At 48.5% G+C, this 20,669-nt stretch carries 19 protein-coding genes; 5 read left to right on the top strand and 14 right to left on the bottom strand.

The genetic code is table 11. From position 1 onward, the window contains the following. Nucleotides 1-11 precede the first annotated feature (11 nt). Nucleotides 12-677 carry a phosphate signaling complex protein PhoU gene (gene phoU, locus HCR03_RS01725; protein WP_066643862.1) on the bottom strand — a complete coding sequence of 222 codons (666 nt, stop codon included), beginning with the start codon at nt 675-677 and terminating at the stop codon, nt 12-14. 45 nt (nt 678-722) lie between these two features. Continuing rightward, nucleotides 723-1,478, bottom strand: a complete 756-nt coding sequence (gene pstB, locus HCR03_RS01720) for a phosphate ABC transporter ATP-binding protein PstB (RefSeq protein ID WP_156990711.1) — start codon at nt 1,476-1,478, stop codon at nt 723-725. Between the two features lie 225 nt (nt 1,479-1,703). Here pstB and HCR03_RS01715 point away from each other — a divergent pair, with 225 nt between their 5' ends. Both HCR03_RS01715 and HCR03_RS01710 read left to right on the top strand, forming a co-directional pair. Continuing rightward, the gene (locus HCR03_RS01715; protein WP_066643860.1) at nt 1,704-2,231 is read left to right on the top strand and encodes a PadR family transcriptional regulator; all 528 of its coding nucleotides are present in this window, start codon (nt 1,704-1,706) and stop codon (nt 2,229-2,231) included. A gap of 56 nt (nt 2,232-2,287) precedes the next feature. Further along, nucleotides 2,288-3,664 carry an MDR family MFS transporter gene (locus HCR03_RS01710; RefSeq protein ID WP_066643859.1) on the top strand — a complete coding sequence of 459 codons (1,377 nt, stop codon included), beginning with the start codon at nt 2,288-2,290 and terminating at the stop codon, nt 3,662-3,664. A 99-nt stretch (nt 3,665-3,763) separates the two neighbouring features. On the opposite strand, the gene HCR03_RS01705 is transcribed toward HCR03_RS01710, so the two are convergent. The 5 genes from HCR03_RS01705 to HCR03_RS01685 form a co-directional block, all read right to left on the bottom strand. Further along, a complete protein-coding gene (locus HCR03_RS01705) occupies nt 3,764-4,756 on the bottom strand; it encodes an ABC transporter ATP-binding protein (RefSeq protein ID WP_187036405.1) in 993 nt (330 codons plus the stop codon). Continuing rightward, entirely contained in the window at nt 4,753-5,739 is a 987-nt protein-coding gene (locus tag HCR03_RS01700; RefSeq protein ID WP_187036403.1) for an ABC transporter ATP-binding protein, read from the bottom strand. The genes HCR03_RS01705 and HCR03_RS01700 overlap by 4 nt, the downstream gene beginning before the upstream one ends. A gap of 14 nt (nt 5,740-5,753) precedes the next feature. Next, a complete protein-coding gene (locus HCR03_RS01695; RefSeq protein WP_187036401.1) occupies nt 5,754-6,677 on the bottom strand; it encodes an ABC transporter permease in 924 nt (307 codons plus the stop codon). Between the two features lie 5 nt (nt 6,678-6,682). Next, nucleotides 6,683-7,699, bottom strand: coding sequence for an ABC transporter permease (locus HCR03_RS01690; protein WP_187037967.1), 1,017 nt, complete (start codon nt 7,697-7,699; stop codon nt 6,683-6,685). Between the two features lie 166 nt (nt 7,700-7,865). Next, on the bottom strand, nt 7,866-9,455 hold the full coding sequence (locus HCR03_RS01685) for an ABC transporter substrate-binding protein (RefSeq protein ID WP_187037965.1): 1,590 nt from the start codon (nt 9,453-9,455) through the stop codon (nt 7,866-7,868). 717 nt (nt 9,456-10,172) lie between these two features. Between HCR03_RS01685 and HCR03_RS01680 the strand changes: the two genes are divergently transcribed. The 3 genes from HCR03_RS01680 to HCR03_RS01665 are packed head-to-tail and all read left to right on the top strand — an operon-like array spanning nt 10,173 to nt 14,506. Continuing rightward, nucleotides 10,173-11,180 (top strand): glycoside hydrolase family 130 protein, encoded by a 1,008-nt coding sequence (locus tag HCR03_RS01680; protein WP_066643854.1) that lies wholly within the window; start codon nt 10,173-10,175, stop codon nt 11,178-11,180. Between the two features lie 48 nt (nt 11,181-11,228). Beyond that, nucleotides 11,229-13,466 carry a sugar phosphate nucleotidyltransferase gene (locus HCR03_RS20245; RefSeq protein WP_330601098.1) on the top strand — a complete coding sequence of 746 codons (2,238 nt, stop codon included), beginning with the start codon at nt 11,229-11,231 and terminating at the stop codon, nt 13,464-13,466. Further along, nucleotides 13,463-14,506, top strand: coding sequence for a glycosyltransferase (locus HCR03_RS01665; protein WP_187036399.1), 1,044 nt, complete (start codon nt 13,463-13,465; stop codon nt 14,504-14,506). The genes HCR03_RS20245 and HCR03_RS01665 overlap by 4 nt, the downstream gene beginning before the upstream one ends. Nucleotides 14,507-14,569: 63 nt before the next feature. Here HCR03_RS01665 and HCR03_RS01660 read toward each other — a convergent pair whose 3' ends face one another. From HCR03_RS01660 to HCR03_RS01635, 7 genes are all read right to left on the bottom strand, one after another. Beyond that, nucleotides 14,570-15,334 (bottom strand): NYN domain-containing protein, encoded by a 765-nt coding sequence (locus tag HCR03_RS01660; RefSeq protein WP_066643850.1) that lies wholly within the window; start codon nt 15,332-15,334, stop codon nt 14,570-14,572. Between the two features lie 110 nt (nt 15,335-15,444). Next, nucleotides 15,445-17,355, bottom strand: a complete 1,911-nt coding sequence (locus tag HCR03_RS01655) for a nucleoside-diphosphate sugar epimerase/dehydratase (RefSeq protein ID WP_066643849.1) — start codon at nt 17,353-17,355, stop codon at nt 15,445-15,447. 205 nt (nt 17,356-17,560) lie between these two features. Further along, nucleotides 17,561-18,088 carry an ABC transporter ATP-binding protein gene (locus HCR03_RS01650; RefSeq protein ID WP_228725058.1) on the bottom strand — a complete coding sequence of 176 codons (528 nt, stop codon included), beginning with the start codon at nt 18,086-18,088 and terminating at the stop codon, nt 17,561-17,563. Continuing rightward, nucleotides 18,078-18,878 carry an ABC transporter permease gene (locus tag HCR03_RS01645; RefSeq protein ID WP_187036397.1) on the bottom strand — a complete coding sequence of 267 codons (801 nt, stop codon included), beginning with the start codon at nt 18,876-18,878 and terminating at the stop codon, nt 18,078-18,080. Before HCR03_RS01645 ends, HCR03_RS01650 begins: the two co-directional genes overlap by 11 nt. Further along, nucleotides 18,856-19,347 carry a substrate-binding domain-containing protein gene (locus HCR03_RS19605; RefSeq protein ID WP_228725057.1) on the bottom strand — a complete coding sequence of 164 codons (492 nt, stop codon included), beginning with the start codon at nt 19,345-19,347 and terminating at the stop codon, nt 18,856-18,858. The genes HCR03_RS01645 and HCR03_RS19605 overlap by 23 nt, the downstream gene beginning before the upstream one ends. A gap of 19 nt (nt 19,348-19,366) precedes the next feature. Continuing rightward, complete coding sequence (locus HCR03_RS19600; RefSeq protein WP_228725056.1) at nt 19,367-19,903, bottom strand: substrate-binding domain-containing protein; 537 nt, start codon at nt 19,901-19,903, stop codon at nt 19,367-19,369. Between the two features lie 34 nt (nt 19,904-19,937). Then, nucleotides 19,938-20,624 carry a Crp/Fnr family transcriptional regulator gene (locus tag HCR03_RS01635; protein ID WP_066643845.1) on the bottom strand — a complete coding sequence of 229 codons (687 nt, stop codon included), beginning with the start codon at nt 20,622-20,624 and terminating at the stop codon, nt 19,938-19,940. Between the last annotated feature and the right edge of the window lie 45 nt (nt 20,625-20,669).

The following is a 20,669-nucleotide window of genomic DNA, read 5'->3' as shown; positions in this document are numbered from 1 at the left end:
TACCCTCCCGCTTATAATTCGCCCTCATTCAGATCGGGATGGACTCCGGTTTCCATAAAAATAACCCATTCGGCAATGTTGGTTGCGTGGTCGCCCATACGCTCCGCGTATTTTGAGATGAAAAGAAGATCGACTTCCCGCATGACATTCTGCGGATTCTCCGTGATGATTGTACAGACCTCAAGAATAATCTTTGAAAACATCGAATCAACTTCATCATCAGCCCTGCAGACAGCTCTCGCTTCTTCAACTTCCCGGCTGAGAAACACATCCATCGACCGGCGGAACATTTTTCTGGCCGTCTCCAGCATCTGAACCACATGCGCAGTTGCAAGGCTGTTCGTGTTCAGTTCCCCGACTGTAAGAATCTCGCAAATATCCGCGCACTGATCGGCTTCGCGCTCAATATCCGTTAAGATTTTGAGACAGGCGGCAATAATGCGAAGGTCGCCGGCGATCGGCTGCTGCAACGCAATCAATTCCATGCAGTTTTTTTCAATGCTGTGCTCCATTCGGTCAATTTCATTGTCGGAACCAGCAACTTCAGCGGCAAGCTCAAGGTCCATCGTCTTTAACGCGGAAATTGTCTGTTCTATTTTCCGGTCTACCGCATTGCCCATTTCCGTCATTCTGGAGATCAGATCTTCCAATTCCCTGTCAAATATTTTTCTCGGCATGGTTCATCCTCCTTATAGTATCACTGAAAGCCGCAAAAAAGCAAGTCAGCCGAAGCGGCCGGTAATATACCGTTCCGTCCGCTCATCCTTCGGCCGGTTAAACATTTCGACCGTGTCGGTGTATTCCACAATCTCTCCAAGCAGGAAAAACGCGGTTCTGTCCGCGATTCTGGCGGCCTGCTGCATATTGTGAGTCACGATAATGACCGTATATTTTTTTCTCAGATCATCCATCAGGTCCTCAATTTTCAGCGTTGAAATCGGGTCGAGCGCGCTGGTCGGTTCATCCATCAAAATCACTTCCGGCTCAACCGCAAGGGCCCTTGCAATGCAAAGCCGCTGCTGCTGCCCGCCAGACAGGCCCAGCGCGGACTTTTTCAGCCGGTCCTTCACCTCATCCCACAACGCGGCGCTGCGAAGGGACTGTTCCACGATTTCATCCAGCTGCCTTTTCGATCGTATTCCATGAATTTTCGGGCCGTAGGCAATATTGTCATACAGCGTCATTGGAAACGGGTTCGGGGTTTGAAATACCATTCCAACCCTCTTTCTAAGTAAAGTGACATCCATTTGCGGACTGTAAATATCTTCGCCGTCGATCGCGGCTAATCCTTCAATCCGACAGTTCTCCACCAGATCGTTCATGCGATTGATCGTTTTAAGGCAGGTGGATTTTCCGCAGCCGGAGGGGCCGATAAAAGCGGTGACCTGATTTTTGGGAATTTCCAGCGAAATATTTTTTAGCGCTTGAAAATCTCCGTAGTACAGATTAAGATCCTTTAAAACCAATTTTATTTCCATACTGATTTATGTACCCTTTCTTCGGATGATTTATTCCGAATTGTTCGATTCCAAATGAGAACCGGGCATAAAAGTGCATTATTATTTTATTTGAATCATGTTAAATTTACGTTAAATTAGGATTACAGAGGGTTTAAATCAAATGATTCAAAAAAGTGTTGATCTTCTCTGCAAAAAGATTTATACTGTTAGTGTAAAGTATACCAGTAGAAAGGAGAGGCCCAGATGTCAACCGTTAATATTATGCTTCTCGGCATTCTGATCAAAGAGCCGATGAACGCTTATGAGATGAAGAAGAAAATGGAATCCATGAATATTCGTCGCTGGACTAAAATCAGCACACCCGCCATCTATAAAAATCTCATCAATCTGCATCGGCGGGGATATCTTGACGCCGAAGTCGTACGGGACGGCGAAATGCCTGAAAAAACCATTTATACGGTCAATGAAAAAGGCCGCAAATACTTTTTTAACTTAATGGAACGTCTGGCTCAAAACCCCGGTACTGTCTACATTGATTTCACCACCCTTGTAGCTCACCTGAATAAGCTGAACCGCTCCGACGCAGCACGCCTGATGGAAGAATTGATTGAAAACCTGAACAATTCGCTGACGAATCTGAATGATTCTCTCCGGCATAATGAAGATCTCCCGGAAGCGGCTGCTATTATCGGGCTATATCAGGATATGTATCGGCTGTTCTGCCGTTGGACCGAAGCCTATCTTCAAAAAATCAAGGAGTCTAATTCCTGATTTTTTATGCCCATATAGTATACTCTACACTAATATCTTATATAGGAGTGAAATTATTGAGTCAAACAAGGATCAAACGTCTGAGTCCGATTTTTGCCGGCTTAATGGCGAGCCTGCTGATCTATGCCATGGATTCCACCATTTTTAGTACCGCCATGAAAAATATTGTGAGTGATCTCGGCGGAAAAGCGTATTACGCCTGGCCTTTCACGTCTTATCTTCTGTGTTCAACCATTGCAATTCCAATTTCAGGCACTATTTCAGATCTACGCGGACATAAACCGGTTTTTCTATGCGGCATCGCTCTGTTTCTGGCAGGCTCTTCTCTGTGCGGATTGTCCGGAAACATGCCGGAACTGATTTTATTCCGTGCTTTGCAGGGAACAGGCGGCGGCGTCATCGTAGCGGGAGTCTTTACGATCATCGCGGACCTGTTTCCGCCGGCAGAGCGCGGAAAATATACGGGAATCGTGTCCTCCATGTACGGTCTCGCTAATCTGATCGGCCCGGTGACCGGCGGCTTCCTTTCGGATCGTTTCGGCTGGAGATGGATTTTTTATCTGAATCTTCCGATTGGTGTCTTTGCTTTTATCGCTTTGTTTTTCACACTGCCGGACGATCGGCAGATTATCAAACAAAAGACCGATCTTTCCGGCATGATTGTCCTTGCTCTGATTTTATTCCCGGTTCTGACTTCCCTCAGCCTTGCCGGAACCGTGCTGCCCTGGAACTCTCCGTGGATCGTTGGAATGGCGGTTTTTGCCTTCCTGATGCTTCTAATCTTCATTCTTTTGCAGCACCGGGTAAAAAGCCCAATTTTTCCCTCAGAATATTTTACCGACCGCAGAATCAACATGGCTCTGGCTTTATCGTTCTTCAACCAGATGAGTTTAATCGGCGCAGTCGTTTATTTGCCTTATTTTGAACAGAATATTCTTAAGATGAGCGCAACCGGTTCTGGTCTGGTGCTGGCGCCGATGATGGTCAGCCTGGTCCTTGCCGCAAACATCGTTGGGCGTTTGATTTCCCGGACCAACCAGTATCGCATCTGGTCATTGATCGGTTTTTGCTTAATCGGTTTCAGCATGTGGCGATTTTCCGTCATGGACAAATCAACCGGTTACTCCGTTTTGATCTTGAATGCCGTTCTCATGGGTTGGGGCGTTGGAATGAATATGCCTGTAGGAAATGTCAACGCGCAGAATTCAGTCTCCAAATGTCGGATCGGCTCAGTGACATCCGCCGTAACCCTTTTTCGAAATATCGGGACGGCAACCGGGAGCGCATTTTTTGGAACAGTCCTGACAGCACGAAATGTGATCGGATGGGAAATTTCCGGAGTCAGCCGTGTATTTCAAGTGGGAATCGCAGTGGCGCTGTTGGGGATACTCTCTTCTTCTTTCCTGCGCGACGCGAAGCTTCCGGAATCCTAATAAGTTTTATTGCAGCTGCGCCCAAAATCAAAAACCTTTATTTCTCACCAATTATATAAAATAAGAACAGCGTCCGAACTAAGCGGACGCTGTTCTTATTTATTGTTGCCCCGATGTGTTTTGCTCGTCGTACAGATGGCATGCCGTATAATGTCCCGGCATAATCTCTTTCAGCTCTGGTGTTACTTGATGGCAAATATCCATTACCCGACTGCACCGGGTACAAAAACGACACCCGGACGGAGGATTGATCGGGCTTGGGACCTCTCCCTGCAAAATGATGCGCTCTTTCTTCTTTGTAGGATCAATGAGTGGAATTGCCGAAAGAAGCGCTTTGGTATAAGGATGAAGCGCGTTGGAATACAGCTCCTTTTTGGGGGCGATTTCCATCATTCTTCCCAAGTACATGACACCGACCCGGTCGCTGATATGTTTGACCACGTTTAGCCCGTGTGCAATGAACAGGTAAGTCAGCCCAAACTCATCTTTCAGATCGTCCAGCAGGTTCAGCACCTGTGCCTGAATGGATACATCCAGCGCCGAAACAGGTTCGTCGCATACAATCAGCTTTGGATTTGCGGCAAGCGCTCTCGCAATTCCGACGCGCTGGCGCTGACCGCCGGAAAACTCATAGGGAAAGCGGTTGCGCTGATGCTGTGCAAGACCGACGCAGTTAAGCAGTTCAATCACACGGCCTTCCACTTTGCCCTCCGGCAGCAGATGATTAATCCGGATCGGTTCCGCAATAATGTCACCGACCGTCATTCTTGGATTCAGGGAAGCATAGGGATCCTGAAAAATCAGCTGGATATCCTTGCAGTATTTCCTGCGTTCTTTCTCGTTCAGCGCAGTCAGGTCCGTTCCGTCATACAAAATCTTCCCGGAACTCGGCCGGTAAAGGTTTACCAGCATTTTTCCAAGCGTGGTTTTTCCGCACCCCGATTCCCCGACAAGGCCAAACGCCTCGCCCTTTTGAATTGTGAAGGAAACATCCTCCACCGCCTTCAGTACGGAGGTCGGCTTTCCAAAGAAATTGGTTTCCACAGTAAAATGCTTTGACAGATTCTGAATCTCCACTAGAGTATCGCTCACCGGTCATCCGCCTCCTTTCCGGCTTCCTGATTGTAGAGGAAACAGCGCACCTTATGCCCGCCCACTTCTTTCAGTTCTGGCATTTCAAGGGTACACCGTTCCATGCAGCGGTCACAGCGATCGGAAAACGGACAGCCCTGAGGCATATGCAGCGGGTTTGGAACCATGCCTTTGATCATATAAAGCCGTTCCCCGCTTTCGTCCTCAATTCGCGGAATCGAGTTAAGAAGCCCAAGCGTATACGGATGCATCGGATTCGCGAACAGACTTTTTACATCCGCTTCTTCCATAATCTGGCCGCAGTACATGACAATAACGCGATCCGCAGCCTCTGCAACAACACCGAGATCGTGTGTAATCAGCAGAACGGCCATATTAAATTTTTCACGCAATGAATATAACAGCTCAAGAATCTGAGCCTGAATCGTAACGTCCAGGGCGGTTGTCGGCTCGTCGGCAATCAGCAACTCCGGATTGCAGGCCAGCGCCATTGCAATCATAACACGCTGGCGCATGCCTCCGCTCATCTGGTGCGGGTAGTCATTGGCGCGCTGCCCCGGGGAAGGAATGCCGACCGTTTTCAGCATTTCAACCGTACGGGCAAGCGCTTCTTTCCGGGACAGCTTCATATGGGTCATAATACTTTCAATAATCTGGTCCTTGATTCGATAGACCGGATTCAACGAGGTCATCGGCTCCTGAAAGATCATCGAAATCTGATCCCCGCGGATCTTTTGAAGTTCCTTTTCGCTCTTTTTCAAAAGATCTTCGCCTTTATACAAAATCTCGCCGTCCACGACTTTGCCGGGCTCCTGCAAAAGTCCCATGACGGAAAGCGAGGTTACGCTTTTTCCGGAACCGGATTCTCCTACAATCGCAAGGATTTCTCCTTTTTCAATGCCGAAACTGACGTCGTTCACAGCGTGCACAATTCCCTTTTTCAGTTTAAAATCCGTTTTTAAATGGTTCACTTCAAGCAACATGATTCCGTACCGCCTTATCTTAATCTGGACTTTGGGTCAAGCGCATCGCGAAGTCCGTCGCCGAACAGGTTAAACGCCAGAACCGTAATCGTAATTGCCACACCGGGAAAGACCAGTGTGTAAGGAGCGGAAAAAATAAATCCACGCGCCCTGCCCAGCATATCGCCCCATTCGGCGTAGGGCGGCTGAACGCCCAGCCCCAGAAAACCAAGGGCGGCCGTATCCAGAATGGCGGAGGAAACCCCAAGCGTCGCGCGAACCACGATGGAAGACACAACATTGGGCAGAATATGTTTAAATATAATGCTGTAATCGTTGTTGCCGATGACCCGAGCCGCCTGAACATAATCGTTTTCTTTCGCGGAAAGAATACTGCCGCGGATGATACGGGCATACTCCGGAATTGAAACCAGGCCGATCGCGATAATCGCCTTGTCGATTCCCTTTCCCAACGCCGCCATAAAGGCAATGGCAAGCAGAATGGAAGGAATCGCAAGCATCATATCCATAAAGCGCATAATAATCGTGTCCGTCTTCCCGCCGCGGTATCCCGCTATGGAACCAAAAACGACGCCTATGGTCATGGAAATCGCAACCGCCGCAATTCCGACGAATAGCGAGATTTTGGTTCCGTCAAGTACACGGCTGAAAATGTCGCGGCCCAACTGGTCTGTTCCGAACCAGTGTTGGCTGTTGGGCGCGACAAAGCTCTGGGATAAATCGGAATCATTCGGGTCGAACGGCAGAATCCGCATTCCCATCAGTTCGCTGGCCCAGACAACAACCGCGACGACGGTTAGAATCAGGATAAGAACCAACCCCGCAATCGCAGCCTTGTTCGTTTTTAAAGCTTCCCACATGGCTTTGACCTGTGACTCGGGCTTATCCGCGTTCCGTTCCGCCTGTAACGGCTTTTTTGCTTCTTTCACCTGGTTCATACAGGCTACCCCTCCCTCTTAGCGTATTTAATACGGGGATCAAGGAACGCATAAATAATATCCACCGCAAGATTTACCAGAACATAAACAACCGCAACCAGCAAAACTACGCCCTGCACAACTGGAAAATCGGATTTCAGAATGCAGTTGACCGTATACGCCCCGATCCCCGGCCAGGAAAAGACGGTTTCAGTCAGAACCGCTCCGCCAAGAAGACTGCCGAACTGAAGGCCGATGACCGTTACAATCGGGATCAGCGCGTTGCGAAGAGCATGTTTACGAATCACCCGCCGATTGGTTATCCCCTTTGCCCTGGCGGTTCGGATATAATCCTGGCTCATGCTTTCCAACATGCTGGAACGCGTCATTCTCGTAATAATTGCCATGGAATACATGCCGAGCGCGAGCGCGGGAAGAACCAAATGTCTCAGCGCGTCGACCAAAGCATTCATATTTCCTGTCAGGAGGGAGTCGATCAGATAGAATCCCGTAATCTGCGTTGGCTGGTACAGCGGGTTTAATCGGCCTGTTGACGGCAGCCAATGCAGTGTTCCCGAAAACAGAATGATCAGCAGGATGCCGAGCCAGAAAATCGGCATGGAAACACCGATCAGCGCAAGGATCCTTCCGCCGTTGTCAAAAATAGAATTCTTTTTAACAGCAGATACAACTCCAAGAAAAATACCTAATAGTGAAGCAAAAATGATCGCCGCGATTGCCAGTTCTATTGTAGCAGGAAAACGTGAAAAAATCTCCTGGGTAACCGGCGCTTTTGTATAATAAGAGGTTCCCAGATTTCCGGTCATCGCATCCTTTATGTAATTGACATACTGAAGCCAGATCGGATCATTCAGGCCGTTTGCCAGTCTCCATTCCTGCATGGATTGCTGCGTCGCATGTTCGCCCAGAACAATCGGCGCCGGGTCTGGAGAAAACACGCGCATAATCAGGAACACAATGATGGAGACGCCGATTAATACAGGGATCAGCATCAAGATTCTTTTGATCATATATTTTATCATTTGCATCAGCCTTTCCGCCTTAGGCACTCGATTTTGAACAGTAAACCGCTGTTTAAAATCGAACGCCCTGCGGCAACTCAGGTAAGGTGTACTCTCTGCAAACAGCTTGTGCCGGGCACCACATCAATGCAAATGCCCGGCGCTGCCGTGTCATTTAGGCTTTCTTTCAGTCTTTCGAAACACCTGCAAGCGGAACATCGCCGGTTACATGATAATAGAAATCATGGATATCCGGGCGATAGGCGCAGAGGTTCTGAGCGTGGGAAATCGTCAGCCATACATTCTCCTCGGCGGCAATTTTCTCCAGCTGTGTGTAAATCGCATTGCGCGCGTCGCCTTCAGGAGTGGAAAGGCCCTGCGCAATCAATTTGTTGAATTCAGGGTTTTTATAACGGGCAACGTTCTGACTGGGGTCATCCACGGACATCAGACTCATGAAATTGTCCGGGTCGCCGTTGTCGCCGTTCCAGCCGTAGAAGCAAATATCGTAGTCGCCCTCGGTTACCTTTGATTTATATGTCGTCCAGTCATAAGAATCAATTTTGCAGCTTACGCCCACCTTGGACAGATAGCCCTGAATCGCTTCTGCAAGAGCCTGCCCGTTTACGGTGTTATACGGTCTGGGGTTCGTATACGTAATCATATGAACCTGGGTCAGCCCGGCGGCCTTTAATACTGCCGCAGCGGCGTCAGCATCATAGGCAGTCTGGGTAATGCTCTTGTCGTAGCCGCCAATAAATGTCGGAAGGACGGAGGTTGCCGGCTCGGAATAGCCCTGATACAGACTCGTGACGAGTTCCGGAACATTAACGGCCTGTGAAATTGCTTTGCGGAGTTTTGCATCGTTAAACGGAGCCTTGCTGGCGTTATACGCCATATAGTTGGTATTCATGCCCTTTGCCTGATACAGCTTGTTGCCTGCGCTCTGGATCTGGCTGACGACCGTCGCGTCGATTCCGTCGATCATATCCGCTTCGCCGTTATTCAAAGCAACAACACGCGCGGAGTTATCTGTAATGAATTTGAAAACGACATTTTTACATTTGGCTTTGTCGCCCCAGTAATTATCATTCCGGATCAGAACGATGTCTTCGCCCTTATCCCAGCGAACGAATTTATAAGGACCCGTGCCGCAGGGAGCCTGGTTAACATTATTATTATTGTCCTTCAAGGCTTTCGGGCTCACGACCGGTGCGCCGAAAACCATGGCCAGATTTTTCAGCAGCGGAGTGCAGGGCGAATTCAATGTGATTTTTACCGTATTTTCGTCTACCGCCTCGGCACTTTTCACTGAGCTGTAAACAAAAGAAGCATAGGACATGTCTTTTGTCACTTTAGGCGGAAGCTGTCGGTCAATGTTATAGACAACCGCGTCCGCGTTGAAATCAGTGCCGTCCTGGAATTTTACGCCTTCCTGAAGATGAAACGTGTATGTAAGCCCATCGTCGCTGATATCCCAGGTTTTTGCTAGACAGGGTTCGACTTTTGTGGAATCCTTGTCGTATTTCAGAAGACCTTCATAAATGTTGCATGTAACTTTGGCGGATTCGCCATCGTCGACAAGCGCGGGATCCAATCCTCTCGGTTCGGCGCCCTGCGCATAGGTCAGGGTATCGCTCGCTTCGGATTTCCGGCTTGACGCCGCCCCGGACGCTGAGCCGGAAGCTGTGGCGGAGCTCGCTCCGTTTCCTGCACATCCTGCAAGTGACGCGAACGAGATTGCACCTGCAAGCACAAACGCAATCAATTTGTTCATTTTCTTCAATTCATAACACTCCCAACATTTTTCATAATAGATTATGAGTAGAAGGCGCCTGACGGATCTTTGTCAAACGCCTTCTGCATCCTTGGAAATCATTTTATCATGTTCCACCTTTTCAATCAATAGTCAGCTAGAGCAAAATTAAAAAAATTAAGAAATTCATACATTATTTCTTTCATCATCTGCAATATTAAAACAGATTTATTCATTTTCGCGGGCTATAATTTCAATGTAGCATAAAAATTCTCTGCAATGTAACACAACTGAAATAATTTATTAAAAATATAAGAAAATAAATGATTATTACAAAAAAAGAAGGAAATTATTATTGAATCTTACAATTTAACATAAAATTAAAAAAGATTTTTTGTTTTATATTGACAATTTTATGGAAAGCCTGTAAAATGTTGTTTTGGAAGTTGAATTAATGATCCATCATTTTCACTTAAAATTGATTACAAGAGTAGCATTTGGACACATACTTCTTTTCACAAAACGGAAAACGCCTTCAGAATCTGAAGGCGTTTTCCGTTTTTTTAGTTTAATACAATTATAATTTTGAGGAATGATTTATTACTTTGGATTAATACTAATTAAGGATGTAAACGTCTGAATCAAAAGCCTGCATTACCGGCCGCCGCTTTCATCGGCTTTTCAATTACGGTCGGCTTACTTTTTATTTCTCTCAAGAGAGCATGAAAGAGGCACATCATGAGACATTTTGAAACAAGGCTGAAAAGCAACGATAACACCTATAAAGAATTGTTTCTCCGTTACCCGAACAATCCGATTCTGACCGCAAAAGACTGGCCGTACGCGGTCAACAGCGTATTTAATCCGGCAGCAACTGTTTTTAACGATAAAATACTTCTTCTTGCGAGGGTCGAAGACCGGCGGGGCTTTTCTCATTTTACAAAAGCCGTAAGCGATGACGGCGTAACCAACTGGCAGATAGATAAATGTCCCACGCTGGAAGCGAATCCGGATTACCCGGAAGAAGCATGGGGTATTGAAGATCCGCGGATTTCGCGGATTGATGAACTGAATCGCTGGGCTGTGGTTTATACTTCGTTTTCGCGCTCCGGCCCGACAGTCTCGCTGGCGCTGACAAAGGATTTTGTCAATTTTGAAAAAATGGGTTCCATTATGCCGCCTGAAGATAAGGACGCCGCGCTCTTCCCCAAAAAATTTAAAAACAAATGGATTCTAATCCACCGGCCCATCGGAACTCACATTGGGAACGTCGCTCGCCTCGGGCCGGGCGCCCACATCTGGGTTTCCTGTTCCAGCGATTTGAAATACTGGGGCGACCACAGCATTTTGATCAATGCGAGAAGCGGCGGCTGGTGGGATGCCAATAAAGTCGGACTATGCTCTCAGCCGCTGGAGACGCCGGAAGGCTGGCTGATTCTGTACCATGGGGTGAAGCGAACCGCATCCGGTTCCATCTACCGGCTGGGGCTTGCTCTTCTTGACCTTGAAAACCCGTGGAAAGTACTGCATCGCGGCGATGAATGGATTTTCGGGCCTGAGGAAAGCTATGAACGCGAGGGCGATGTACGGGATGTTGTTTTCCCGTGCGGGTGGGTACTGGATAAACCGTCCGGAAAAGTGAAAATGTACTATGGCGGAGCCGATACCTGCATCGCGCTGGCAACCGCATCCGTCAGCGATCTACTGGAATATATAAAGAGCTGCCCGGCGCCGAAGGATCAATGAAAGCGAAGCAGCTCAATCATTCTGATTATAAAACAAGGGGGAAATCGTATGAAAGCACTTTTTCTCGCAGGGGGAAAAGGGACTCGTCTCAGGCCTTTGACGGACCATCTTCCGAAACCGATGGTCCCCGTTATGGGCCGGCCGCTTCTGGAGCGCAGTATTGAAGCGCTGAAAGAATGCGGCGTAAATAAAGTTGTATTCAGCACCGGCTACCGGGCCGATGATATTGAAAAATATTTTTCCAGCAGTGAATTTGGCGTAAACATTCATTATGTCTGTGAAGATATTCCCTTGGGGACCGGCGGCGCGATCAAAAACTGCGCCGACTATTTTAACGACACATTTATCATTTTCAACTCCGATATTGTCAGCAATATAGATTTGAACGACATGGTCGCGTTTCACAAAAAGAAACGTGCGGATGTCACCATTGCGGCCACACGGGTTCAAAACCCTTCCAGTTACGGCGTGATTGAATATGACGAATTCGGCTTTGCAACCACATTTACCGAAAAGCCGAAACCGGGGGAAGAAAAATCCGATTTTATCAATGCCGGTGTTTACGTTTTCAATCCGAAGGTACTGGACCTGATTCCCTCTAACCGGGTTGTTTCCGTTGAAAAGGAAACGTTCCCGGCTCTTTTACAGAATGGGTATAAAATCGCGGTCTACCGCGGCGGCACCTACTGGATCGACATCGGAACGCCTGAAAAATACATGCGTGTCCACGCCGATATTTTCAGCGGGCTGTGTAAAATACCGGAGAACAATTTTCTGACGAATCGCATCTACGGTCTGGAGAGAATTCAGATTCACGACACCGCGAGGGTCATCGGACCCGTATGGTTTGGTGACGATGTCCGGATAGGAGCCAATGTTACTGTCGGGCCGAATGTCGTTGTCGGCAGCGGGTTTGAAAGCGGAAGGGGGTGCGTCATCAGCGACAGTATTCTTTGGAACAACGTTTCGGTCGGCAGCGGGGTAAGCATCACCAAATCCGTTGTTACCGCGGGGGTGCAGAATCGGAAGCGGTATTCAGTGCGCAAATACCATCTACTCCCAGGAAAGCAAACGGCATCTGGTCATATAATCAGCACTTATGGAAGAAAGGATTGTCACAAATTGAGTCAAGATAAAAAAATCAAAATCCTGTTTTTAAGCACCTATCCTCCGCGCGCCTGCGGAATTGCAACCTTCACACAGGATTTGATCTGCGAACTTGAAAAGACCGGGCAGGTAGACACATCGGTCGCCGCGGTCAGCGATTCGGAGTATTCCTATCCTCCCAGAGTCAAATTTACAATTGAACAGCAAAATGAAGAAGCATATGCCGAAGCCGCGGAAAAAATCAACAGCTCCGGCTTTGATCTTTTAATGGTTGAGCATGAGTACGGGATTTTCGGGGGAAAATGGGGAAAATTTCTTTTGAATTTGACCAGCAGGCTGAAAATCCCCTACTTTGTCACACTCCATACGGTCCTGCCGAATCCGGCAGAATCGCAGAAAGAAATCATGAGTACTCTGGCTGCCAAAAGCCGAAAGATCATAACCATGGCAAGCAACACCGTGGATATTCTGCAAAACACTTATGGAATCGAGAGAACAAAAATAGAAGTGGTTCACCACGGGGTTCCCGAATATCCCTCAACCGAACGGGATACTTTGAAAAAAGAGCTGGGTCTGACCGGTCGCTTTATTGTCAGCACCTTTGGACTCATCAGTCCGGGAAAAGGATTGGAGTACGGGATAGAAGCAATCGCGAGAGTGGCCAAAAAGCATCCGGATATTCTATATTTTATTCTAGGCCAGACACATCCCGTCGTAAAACGAAAAGACGGTGAAAAATACCGCGAGAAGCTGGAACGCACCGTAAAGAATTTCGGTCTTGAAGAAAAAGTCCGTTTTGTAAACCGCTATTTAAAAATAGAAGAAATCATCCGGTATCTTCAATTATCCGATGTGTATATGACGCCGTACCTTGGCAAGGATCAGGCTGTCAGCGGAACTCTCGCCTATGCGGCGGGATACGGCAGAGTAATCATTTCCACTCCTTACCTGTACGCCGAAGAAATGCTGAAAGACGGAAGGGGCCTTCTGGCTGACTTCCGCAGCCCCGCGACACTTGCAGAACGGATTGAAGAAGTTATGACACACCCGGAACAGCAGGAAGAAATGGAAAGACGAACACAGGAACTTGGTAAAACCATGTATTGGGGAGAGGTATCTCTTCATTATTTGCATCTCTTTCAAGCGGAACTTCAGAGAGGAAAGGAACCACCGGCATGAATGAACTGATCGACGACACGTATGTTTTTCGCATCACCGACGATACCGGCATGCTTCAGCATGCCGTTTCTGGTGTGCCGGACCCAACGGAAGGCTACACGCTGGACGACAACGCACGGGCTTTGATTATGGCGGACCTGCTGTACGAGCTGTCCCCTGAAAAGAAATATGAAGACCTTCTTTACCGCTATACTTCCTTTTTATTGTTTGCGCAAAAAAGAGGCTGGTTCCGAAACTTTATGGGCTATGACCGAAGGTTTCTGGAAAAACGCGGTTCAGAAGATTCCTTTGGGCGCTGTATCTGTTCGTTGGGGTTCACCGCCGGCCGCAAGGACCTCCCGTCTTCCATTTTACAGGCCTCACAAAAGCTGCTCTTAAAAACGTATCGAAGCTGTTCCAGCCTTTCGTATTTGAAAGGAAAAGCCTATGCGCTGACGGGCCTGCTGCTGTGGGGTGAGCCAGCCGGACTTCCCGGAGCAGAAGCGCTGTGCGAATCCATCGTCGATACATATGCGCAGAGCCGCAGAGAGGATTGGCGATGGTTTGAAGATCAGATGACGTATTGCAGCGGGATACTCCCGCTTTCGCTGTTATGCGCCAACGAAAAGGCTCATCTGAAAAAAGCCGCAAGCGTTGCGCTCGAAAGTCTCGACTTTCTGCTTTCAGCGACCATAAAAGATGGAATCTTTCATCCGATCGGGTGCAAAGGATGGTATCAAAGAGGCGGCTCTCCCGCCGAATTTGATGAGCAGCCCGTGGAGGCCTGCTGCACCATGCTCGCCTGCCTTGCCGCGTACCGCCTAACCGGTGAACCCGGGTACCGTGAGTCCGCACTACGATGCTATCGCTGGTATTTAGGCGACAATTCACTGAAAAAATCGCTAATTGACCGGGAAACCGGCGGCTGCCGCGACGGACTGACCAAAATCGGAATAAACCGGAACGAAGGAGCGGAGAGCATTGTCTGCTGGATGATCTCCGCGCTTACGGCAAAAAGAGAAAAGCTGACCGATGAAAATCTTACGGCGATTCCGTCCTGAGGATTCTTCAAAAAACAACGGGAAAAGTCTTTTGAAAGGCCTTTCCCGTTGCATGTTCTTTTTTTAAGACTTTGAACCGCGCCGTCCCTTTTCGCGGACAAAAATCAGACGAACATGCCCGTCCTTGCTGCGGCTGCAGCGTATCTCAAACACTTTCAGGGAATTGATAAACGGAGTCAGTTTTTTAAATCCGTAGTTTCGTACATCAAAGTCCGGGTAACGCTTATTCAGAATGTTCCCCACATCCCCGAGGGCCGCCCATCCATCGTCATCCGATGTTTCATCCACGATCGTCCGTATGGTATTGCGGACTTCGTTCAACGACGTGTGATCCAGACCGCTGACCTGTTCGACCGCAGCCTCCGACGGCTGATCATCCGTAAGAATCGGAGTCTGTGCCAGAATTTCCAGATATTTAAACTTGTTGCATGCGGCAATAAAAGCGTTTGGCGTCTTCTTTTCACCCATGCCGACCACATACATCCCGGACTCTCTTAACCTGGATGCAAGACGGGTGAAATCGCTGTCGCTGGAAACGATGGAAAAGCCTTCAATGTTACCCGCGTATAATATATCCATCGCGTCGATAATCATTGCGGAATCCGTCGCGTTTTTGCCCGTCGTATACCCATACTGCTGAATTGGAGTAATGGAATTATCCAGCAAAACGTTTTTCCAGGAGCTCATGGTAGGCTTGGTCCAGTCCCCGTAAATCCGCTTAATTGTCGCGATTCCATCGTTTGATATTTCATCCAGTATAAATTTAACATATTTCTCAGAAACATTATCAGCGTCGATCAGAACGGCAAACCGTTTTTCATCAGCCATATACGCACCTCAATATATAATTCTTCCCCAATGGAGAAAGGCTATTCCTTCCAGTTCCATTGTACCAGAATTTAAGACAACCGTCCAGTCCGCTAAAAAAATGTCTTTCTCTACTTTGCAAGAAGGTCCGTTTTCTCAGCATGTCCCGAGTAAGTTGGAACCAGCTCATGTACCAGCTCAAGCATTTTGGGGTTATTGACGCCGGCAACCTTTCGAAGGTTTTCCAACTGTGACAGAAAAGTATTTTCGTCAAACGGGATCGGTGACCCAATGTAAATCAATTCGTGAGATGTTTTCTGACATCCGCCTTCGCAGTCAAGCAAAAGCTCTTCGTACAGCTTTTCACCCGGCCGCAGCCCCGTATACTGTATTTTGATGTCTTCATCCGGTCTTAATCCGGAAAGGCGGATCAGATTCCTCGCCAGATCCGCGATTTTGACCGGCTGCCCCATGTCCAGAACAAAGATTTCACCGCCCTTGGCCATACCGCCCGCTTGAATCACAAGGCGCGCGGCTTCGGGGATTGTCATAAAGAATCGGACAATCTCAGGATCCGTCACCGTAACGGGCCCGCCTTCCTCAATCTGGCGCATAAAAAGAGGAATCACGCTGCCGCTGCTGCCCAAAACGTTGCCGAACCGCACTGCTACAAAACCGGTTTTGCTGTGACGGCTGAAATACTGAACGATCAGTTCACAGATTCTTTTGGTCGCGCCCATGATATTCGTCGGGTTGACCGCCTTATCCGTTGAAATCAAAACCATGCGCTTCACCTGAAACTCATCACAGGTCTGCGCAACATTCAGCGTTCCGAACACATTGTTTTTTACCGCTTCGCCCGGGCTCAGTTCCATCAGCGGAACATGCTTGTGGGCCGCCGCGTGAAAAACGACATCGGGCCGGAACGCGTCGAATACGCCGCGGAGGCGGTTTTTGTCACGCACCGAACCGATCACCACATCCATATCGAGCTTTGGATACCGGCGGTGCAGCTCGTTTTGCAGCTCATAAGCGTTATTTTCATAAATATCGAAAACAATCAGTCTCTTTGGATGGAAAATCGCGATCTGACGGCATAGCTCGCTTCCGATGGAGCCGCCTCCGCCTGTAACGAGAATCGTTTTGTTTTTCAGATAGCCGCTGATTTTTTCCACATCCAGGTTAATTTCATCCCTGCCCAGAAGATCGACGATATTCACGTCCCGGACCTTATGCGGATCCGCGTTGCCTTCCAAAATTTCATAAAGCGCGGGCACCGTCTTCAGCTTGCAGCCCGTTGCCGCGCAGATTCTCAAAATTTCATGCTTGTCCCTGTTGGAAGCGGTCGCGATTGCCAAAATAATCTGATCGACCCGGTAGCGGTCAACCAGCTTTTGAATGCTCTCTCTTCCACCGGCGACTTTGACGCCGTTAATGCGGGTACCGCGCTTCTTTTTATCGTCGTCAACCGCGATGACGGGCGTTCCCTGGGACTGGGGCGAAGATTTCAGATCCTTGATGATCATGGAGCCCATTTCCCCCGCGCCGATCACCATGACCCTGCTGAACAGGCCGGAATCGCCGCGAAGGACTTTCTTTTTCCTTCTGTGCGCCAACCGGAATCCAAAGCGGGACGCACCGATAAAAAACAGGGTCAATACCCATCCCATCACATACACGGTTATCGGAAAGCGCTGAATGGAATAGCCGTAGGAATCCTTGATAAGATGAGGAAACAAGACATAGCCCAGAATCGTAATGAGCAGACAGGCCGCCGTGGTTCCGAAGAAAATCTGCAGCAGCTCGTCCAAGCTGGCAAATTGCCACATTGTACTGTAAAAGCGAAAAAGCGCGAAAACCGCAAGACAGATTAGCGTCATCCACGGAATGCAGAGGCGGAAGGAATCGACATAGAAGAACGGAATTCCACCCTCGTCGACAAAACGAAGGACAAAAGCAATCCAATAGCTGAAAAAAATACATACCGCGTCAATCATGATCTGTGGAATCAGTTTCTTGAACCCATCCCTTTTATTTATCATCAAATTACTCCAATACTTAAGTTTTTAACCGGAATAGTATAGCACAAACTCCCGACAAAATAAACAAGCAATTTCTTAATTTTGGAGTGAATCATTCATTACTCAGGTATAATGTTGTCTTTCACTGTTTATATTATCCAATATTTTAATCATTTTCCCGTCAAAATGATAAATAATATCAGAGAGATGGTCCGCTGCTTTCTTGTCATGTGTGACAAGTATTTTCAGTTTTCCCTCTGTTTTTTTTTTCGATTAGCTCCATCATCCTGTCTTTGCTGCCCGCGTCCAAACGCTGAAACGGTTCATCCAGAAGAAGCAGATCGCCTCCATAGGCAAGAGCCCTTGCGATTGCGACGCGCCTTCTCATGCCGCCGCTGAGCTGGCATGGATATTTGTCCGCGGCCGCTTCCAGTCCCACAAGGCGCAGCCATTCCGCCGCGAGAGCCCTACTGTTTTTCCGCGGGAGCACCGCCTCTATATTTTTCAGCGCGGTATTCCAGGGAAGAAGCCGATCCTCCTGAAACAAATAAGATATTTTTAGATTTTCGGTTCCGATGATCCGGCCGGAGTCAAGGGATTCCAAGCCGGCAATGCAGTTCAGAATCGTCGTTTTGCCGCAGCCGGAAGGGCCAAACAGGCACACTGTTCCCGTTGAAGGAAGGGACAGGGAAAAGTTGTTTAAGACGGCAGCGCCATGATACGATTTGGACGCACTGCGGATTTCAATGCTCATCGTATCCCTCCCCGGAATAAAATCCGAACCTTACCCCCGCGGCTTTTACGGCACACAGCATCGCACGCTCCAGCAATACGCTGAGCAGAATTACGACGGCGGTCCAGGCAAACAGATCCGTAGTTTCCAGATATATTTTTGAGCGGTAGATTTCTCCGCCCAGAGAAAGCGGTAAAGAAGACAGGACCTCAGCGGCAACTCCGCCCTTCCATGCCATCCCCATTCCCGTTGTACAGGCGGCGGTAAAATACGGAAGGACGGAAGGCAGATATACCTTTTTAACCGTTCCAACTCTGCCAAACCGATACATTTCCGCCATTTGCAGCAGGCTGCGGTCCGTTTTTCTGATTCCCTCCGATACATTCGCCCACAGAATCGGCAGAACGATCAAAACGGAGGCAAACACCGGAACCTGGGACGATTTCATCCATACAAGGGCAAGGATAATAAAGGAAGCAACCGGCGTAGCCTTCATGATTCCAATGACCGGGCGCAGTAAAGCACTTCCGACACGGGAGACCTCCGTCAGAATCGCGAAGCCGGTCCCCAGAAAAATCCCCAGAAGAAATCCTTCCAAAATTCTGAACATGGAAAGAATCACAGTCATCCAAAAGCTCCAATGGCGGAGCAAAACACCAAGCCGATTCAGGACTTCCAGGGGAGAAACGACAAGAATCTCCTCCCCCACCGCCCAATAAACCCATTGCCAGACGCAAATCCAGAAGGTGATGGAAATACAGCCGACGAAAAAGCGGCGGAGAATCTTCTTACTTTTGATAATAGAAATCATCTGCCGGCAGTTTTCCTCCAACCGATTTCGGGTTTGCCTGATACAAGACATTTAAAAATTCAGGGATTTTTTCCTTCATTTCCGTTCCGTCCATATAAACAATCGCACAGTTCGGTATCGCCTTTTCCGCAACGGCGCTGTCCATCATTCCAAACTGCTGGGAAAGTACGGCCGCTTTGCCGGGATTGGAATTGACATAATCCGCTGACGACTTATAATCAGCTAAAAAAGAGTCCAGCGCGGATTTGTTTTCCTGTGCAAATTTCTTTCTTACAATCAGACAGCCCATGGTCAGTACGCTCTGCTTTTTTGCCGCCTTATTCCACTCGTCCGTCAGATTCAGCGCGATTTTTGCCGTACTGTTTTTTGACAAAACCTGTGTTACAAACGGCTCGGGCAGCACGGCGATTTTCACCTTTCCCGCGATCATCATGGAGGCAAGCTCCGCGTGTTCCGCCTCATACTCCACAGTGACGTCCTTTCCCGGCTCAAGTCCATTCTGTCGAAGGATAAAATTTAACGCGTATTCCGGGGGTTGCGCCCTGCCCGGAAGAGTAGACCGTTTTCCCTTTCAGGTCCGAAAGGCTTTTGATGGTTTCGCCGTTGGCGGTCAGAACATATAAAACGCCCAAAGTCGTAACCGCCGCCAGCTGGACCCCGCCGTTCGTCTTATTGTAAAGGGCAGCTGCGAGATTGGTCGGAGCAGCTGCAACGTCAACTTCTCCGCTGCTGATCTTCGCCACGATTTCATCCGGAGATGATACCACCGTAAACTGATCGTCTTCCGACGCGTCCCCGTTCCTGCTGTCACTCATCAGCTTGACCATACTCAGGCCCGTGGGCCCCTTCAGTCCGGCAACGCGAACCACCGTCTTAGCCGAATCACTGCTGCTATTGGAAGAAGAAATTGTGGAAGCTGCTTGTAAACCCTTTGAACTCTCCTGACCGGATGAAGAACACGCAGTGATGGTAAAAAGCAGTGCTGCCGCCAGAGTCAGCGCTCCGATTCGTTTCGATCGTTTCATTCCAAGAAATACCTCTTTCGTTTCAATTTATCTTTCAGAACCTTGCGTTCTTTAAGCCTTCCGGATCCAAAATTTCCACCCATCTGCCGCTGCGCTTGATCAGCCCGCTGCCGACCAGCGTACCCAGCGCCCGATACAGGGAAGCGCGTCCGATTCCGAGCGTGTCCGAAAGCTGAGTCAGCGAGCAAGGCAGCTCAAAGGGACCGTGCTTGCCCTCTCCCAGCGCCACCAGGAAATGAGCGATCCTCGCTTCCGCAGAACCGCCTGTAAAATGATCAATGCAGATGTTTAAAAAGCGAATTCTGCCGGAGAGAAACGTGATATAATTTTCCGCAACACGCGGTTCGCGGTAAATCAGGTCTTTGAGTAAAGCCTGCGGCAAAAACAGAACTCGGCTGCGGCGCGTCGCAACGATTTCGGATACATAATGGCAGGAGCTGTTGAACAGCCCCGCAACCCCGAATATGCCGCCGCTTTCAAATGTATTCAAAACAATGCCCTGACCGCCGCCCTTGATTGCCTTCAGCCCGCCGGACAACACAATGCCGATACTTCTTTGAAAATCCGTTCTGGTATAAATATCTTCTCCCTGTTCAAACTCCGCGCAGGTGCACTGAGAAGATTCATATGCCGATTCAGACAATTCCGGACCGACACCATGGAATAAAAATATTTTGGATAATACCTGACCATACTTTTTTGTTTTTCTGATTTCTTTCATAACTCCTCCGAAACGTATCATATGATACAGGTTTGTGATAATTAT

Source organism: Caproicibacter fermentans, assembly GCF_014303955.1.
Classification (GTDB): Bacteria; Bacillota; Clostridia; order Oscillospirales; family Acutalibacteraceae; genus Caproicibacter; species Caproicibacter fermentans.
The sequence above is the reverse complement of the archived record's forward strand: the minus strand, read 5'-3'. Positions and strand labels throughout refer to the sequence as shown.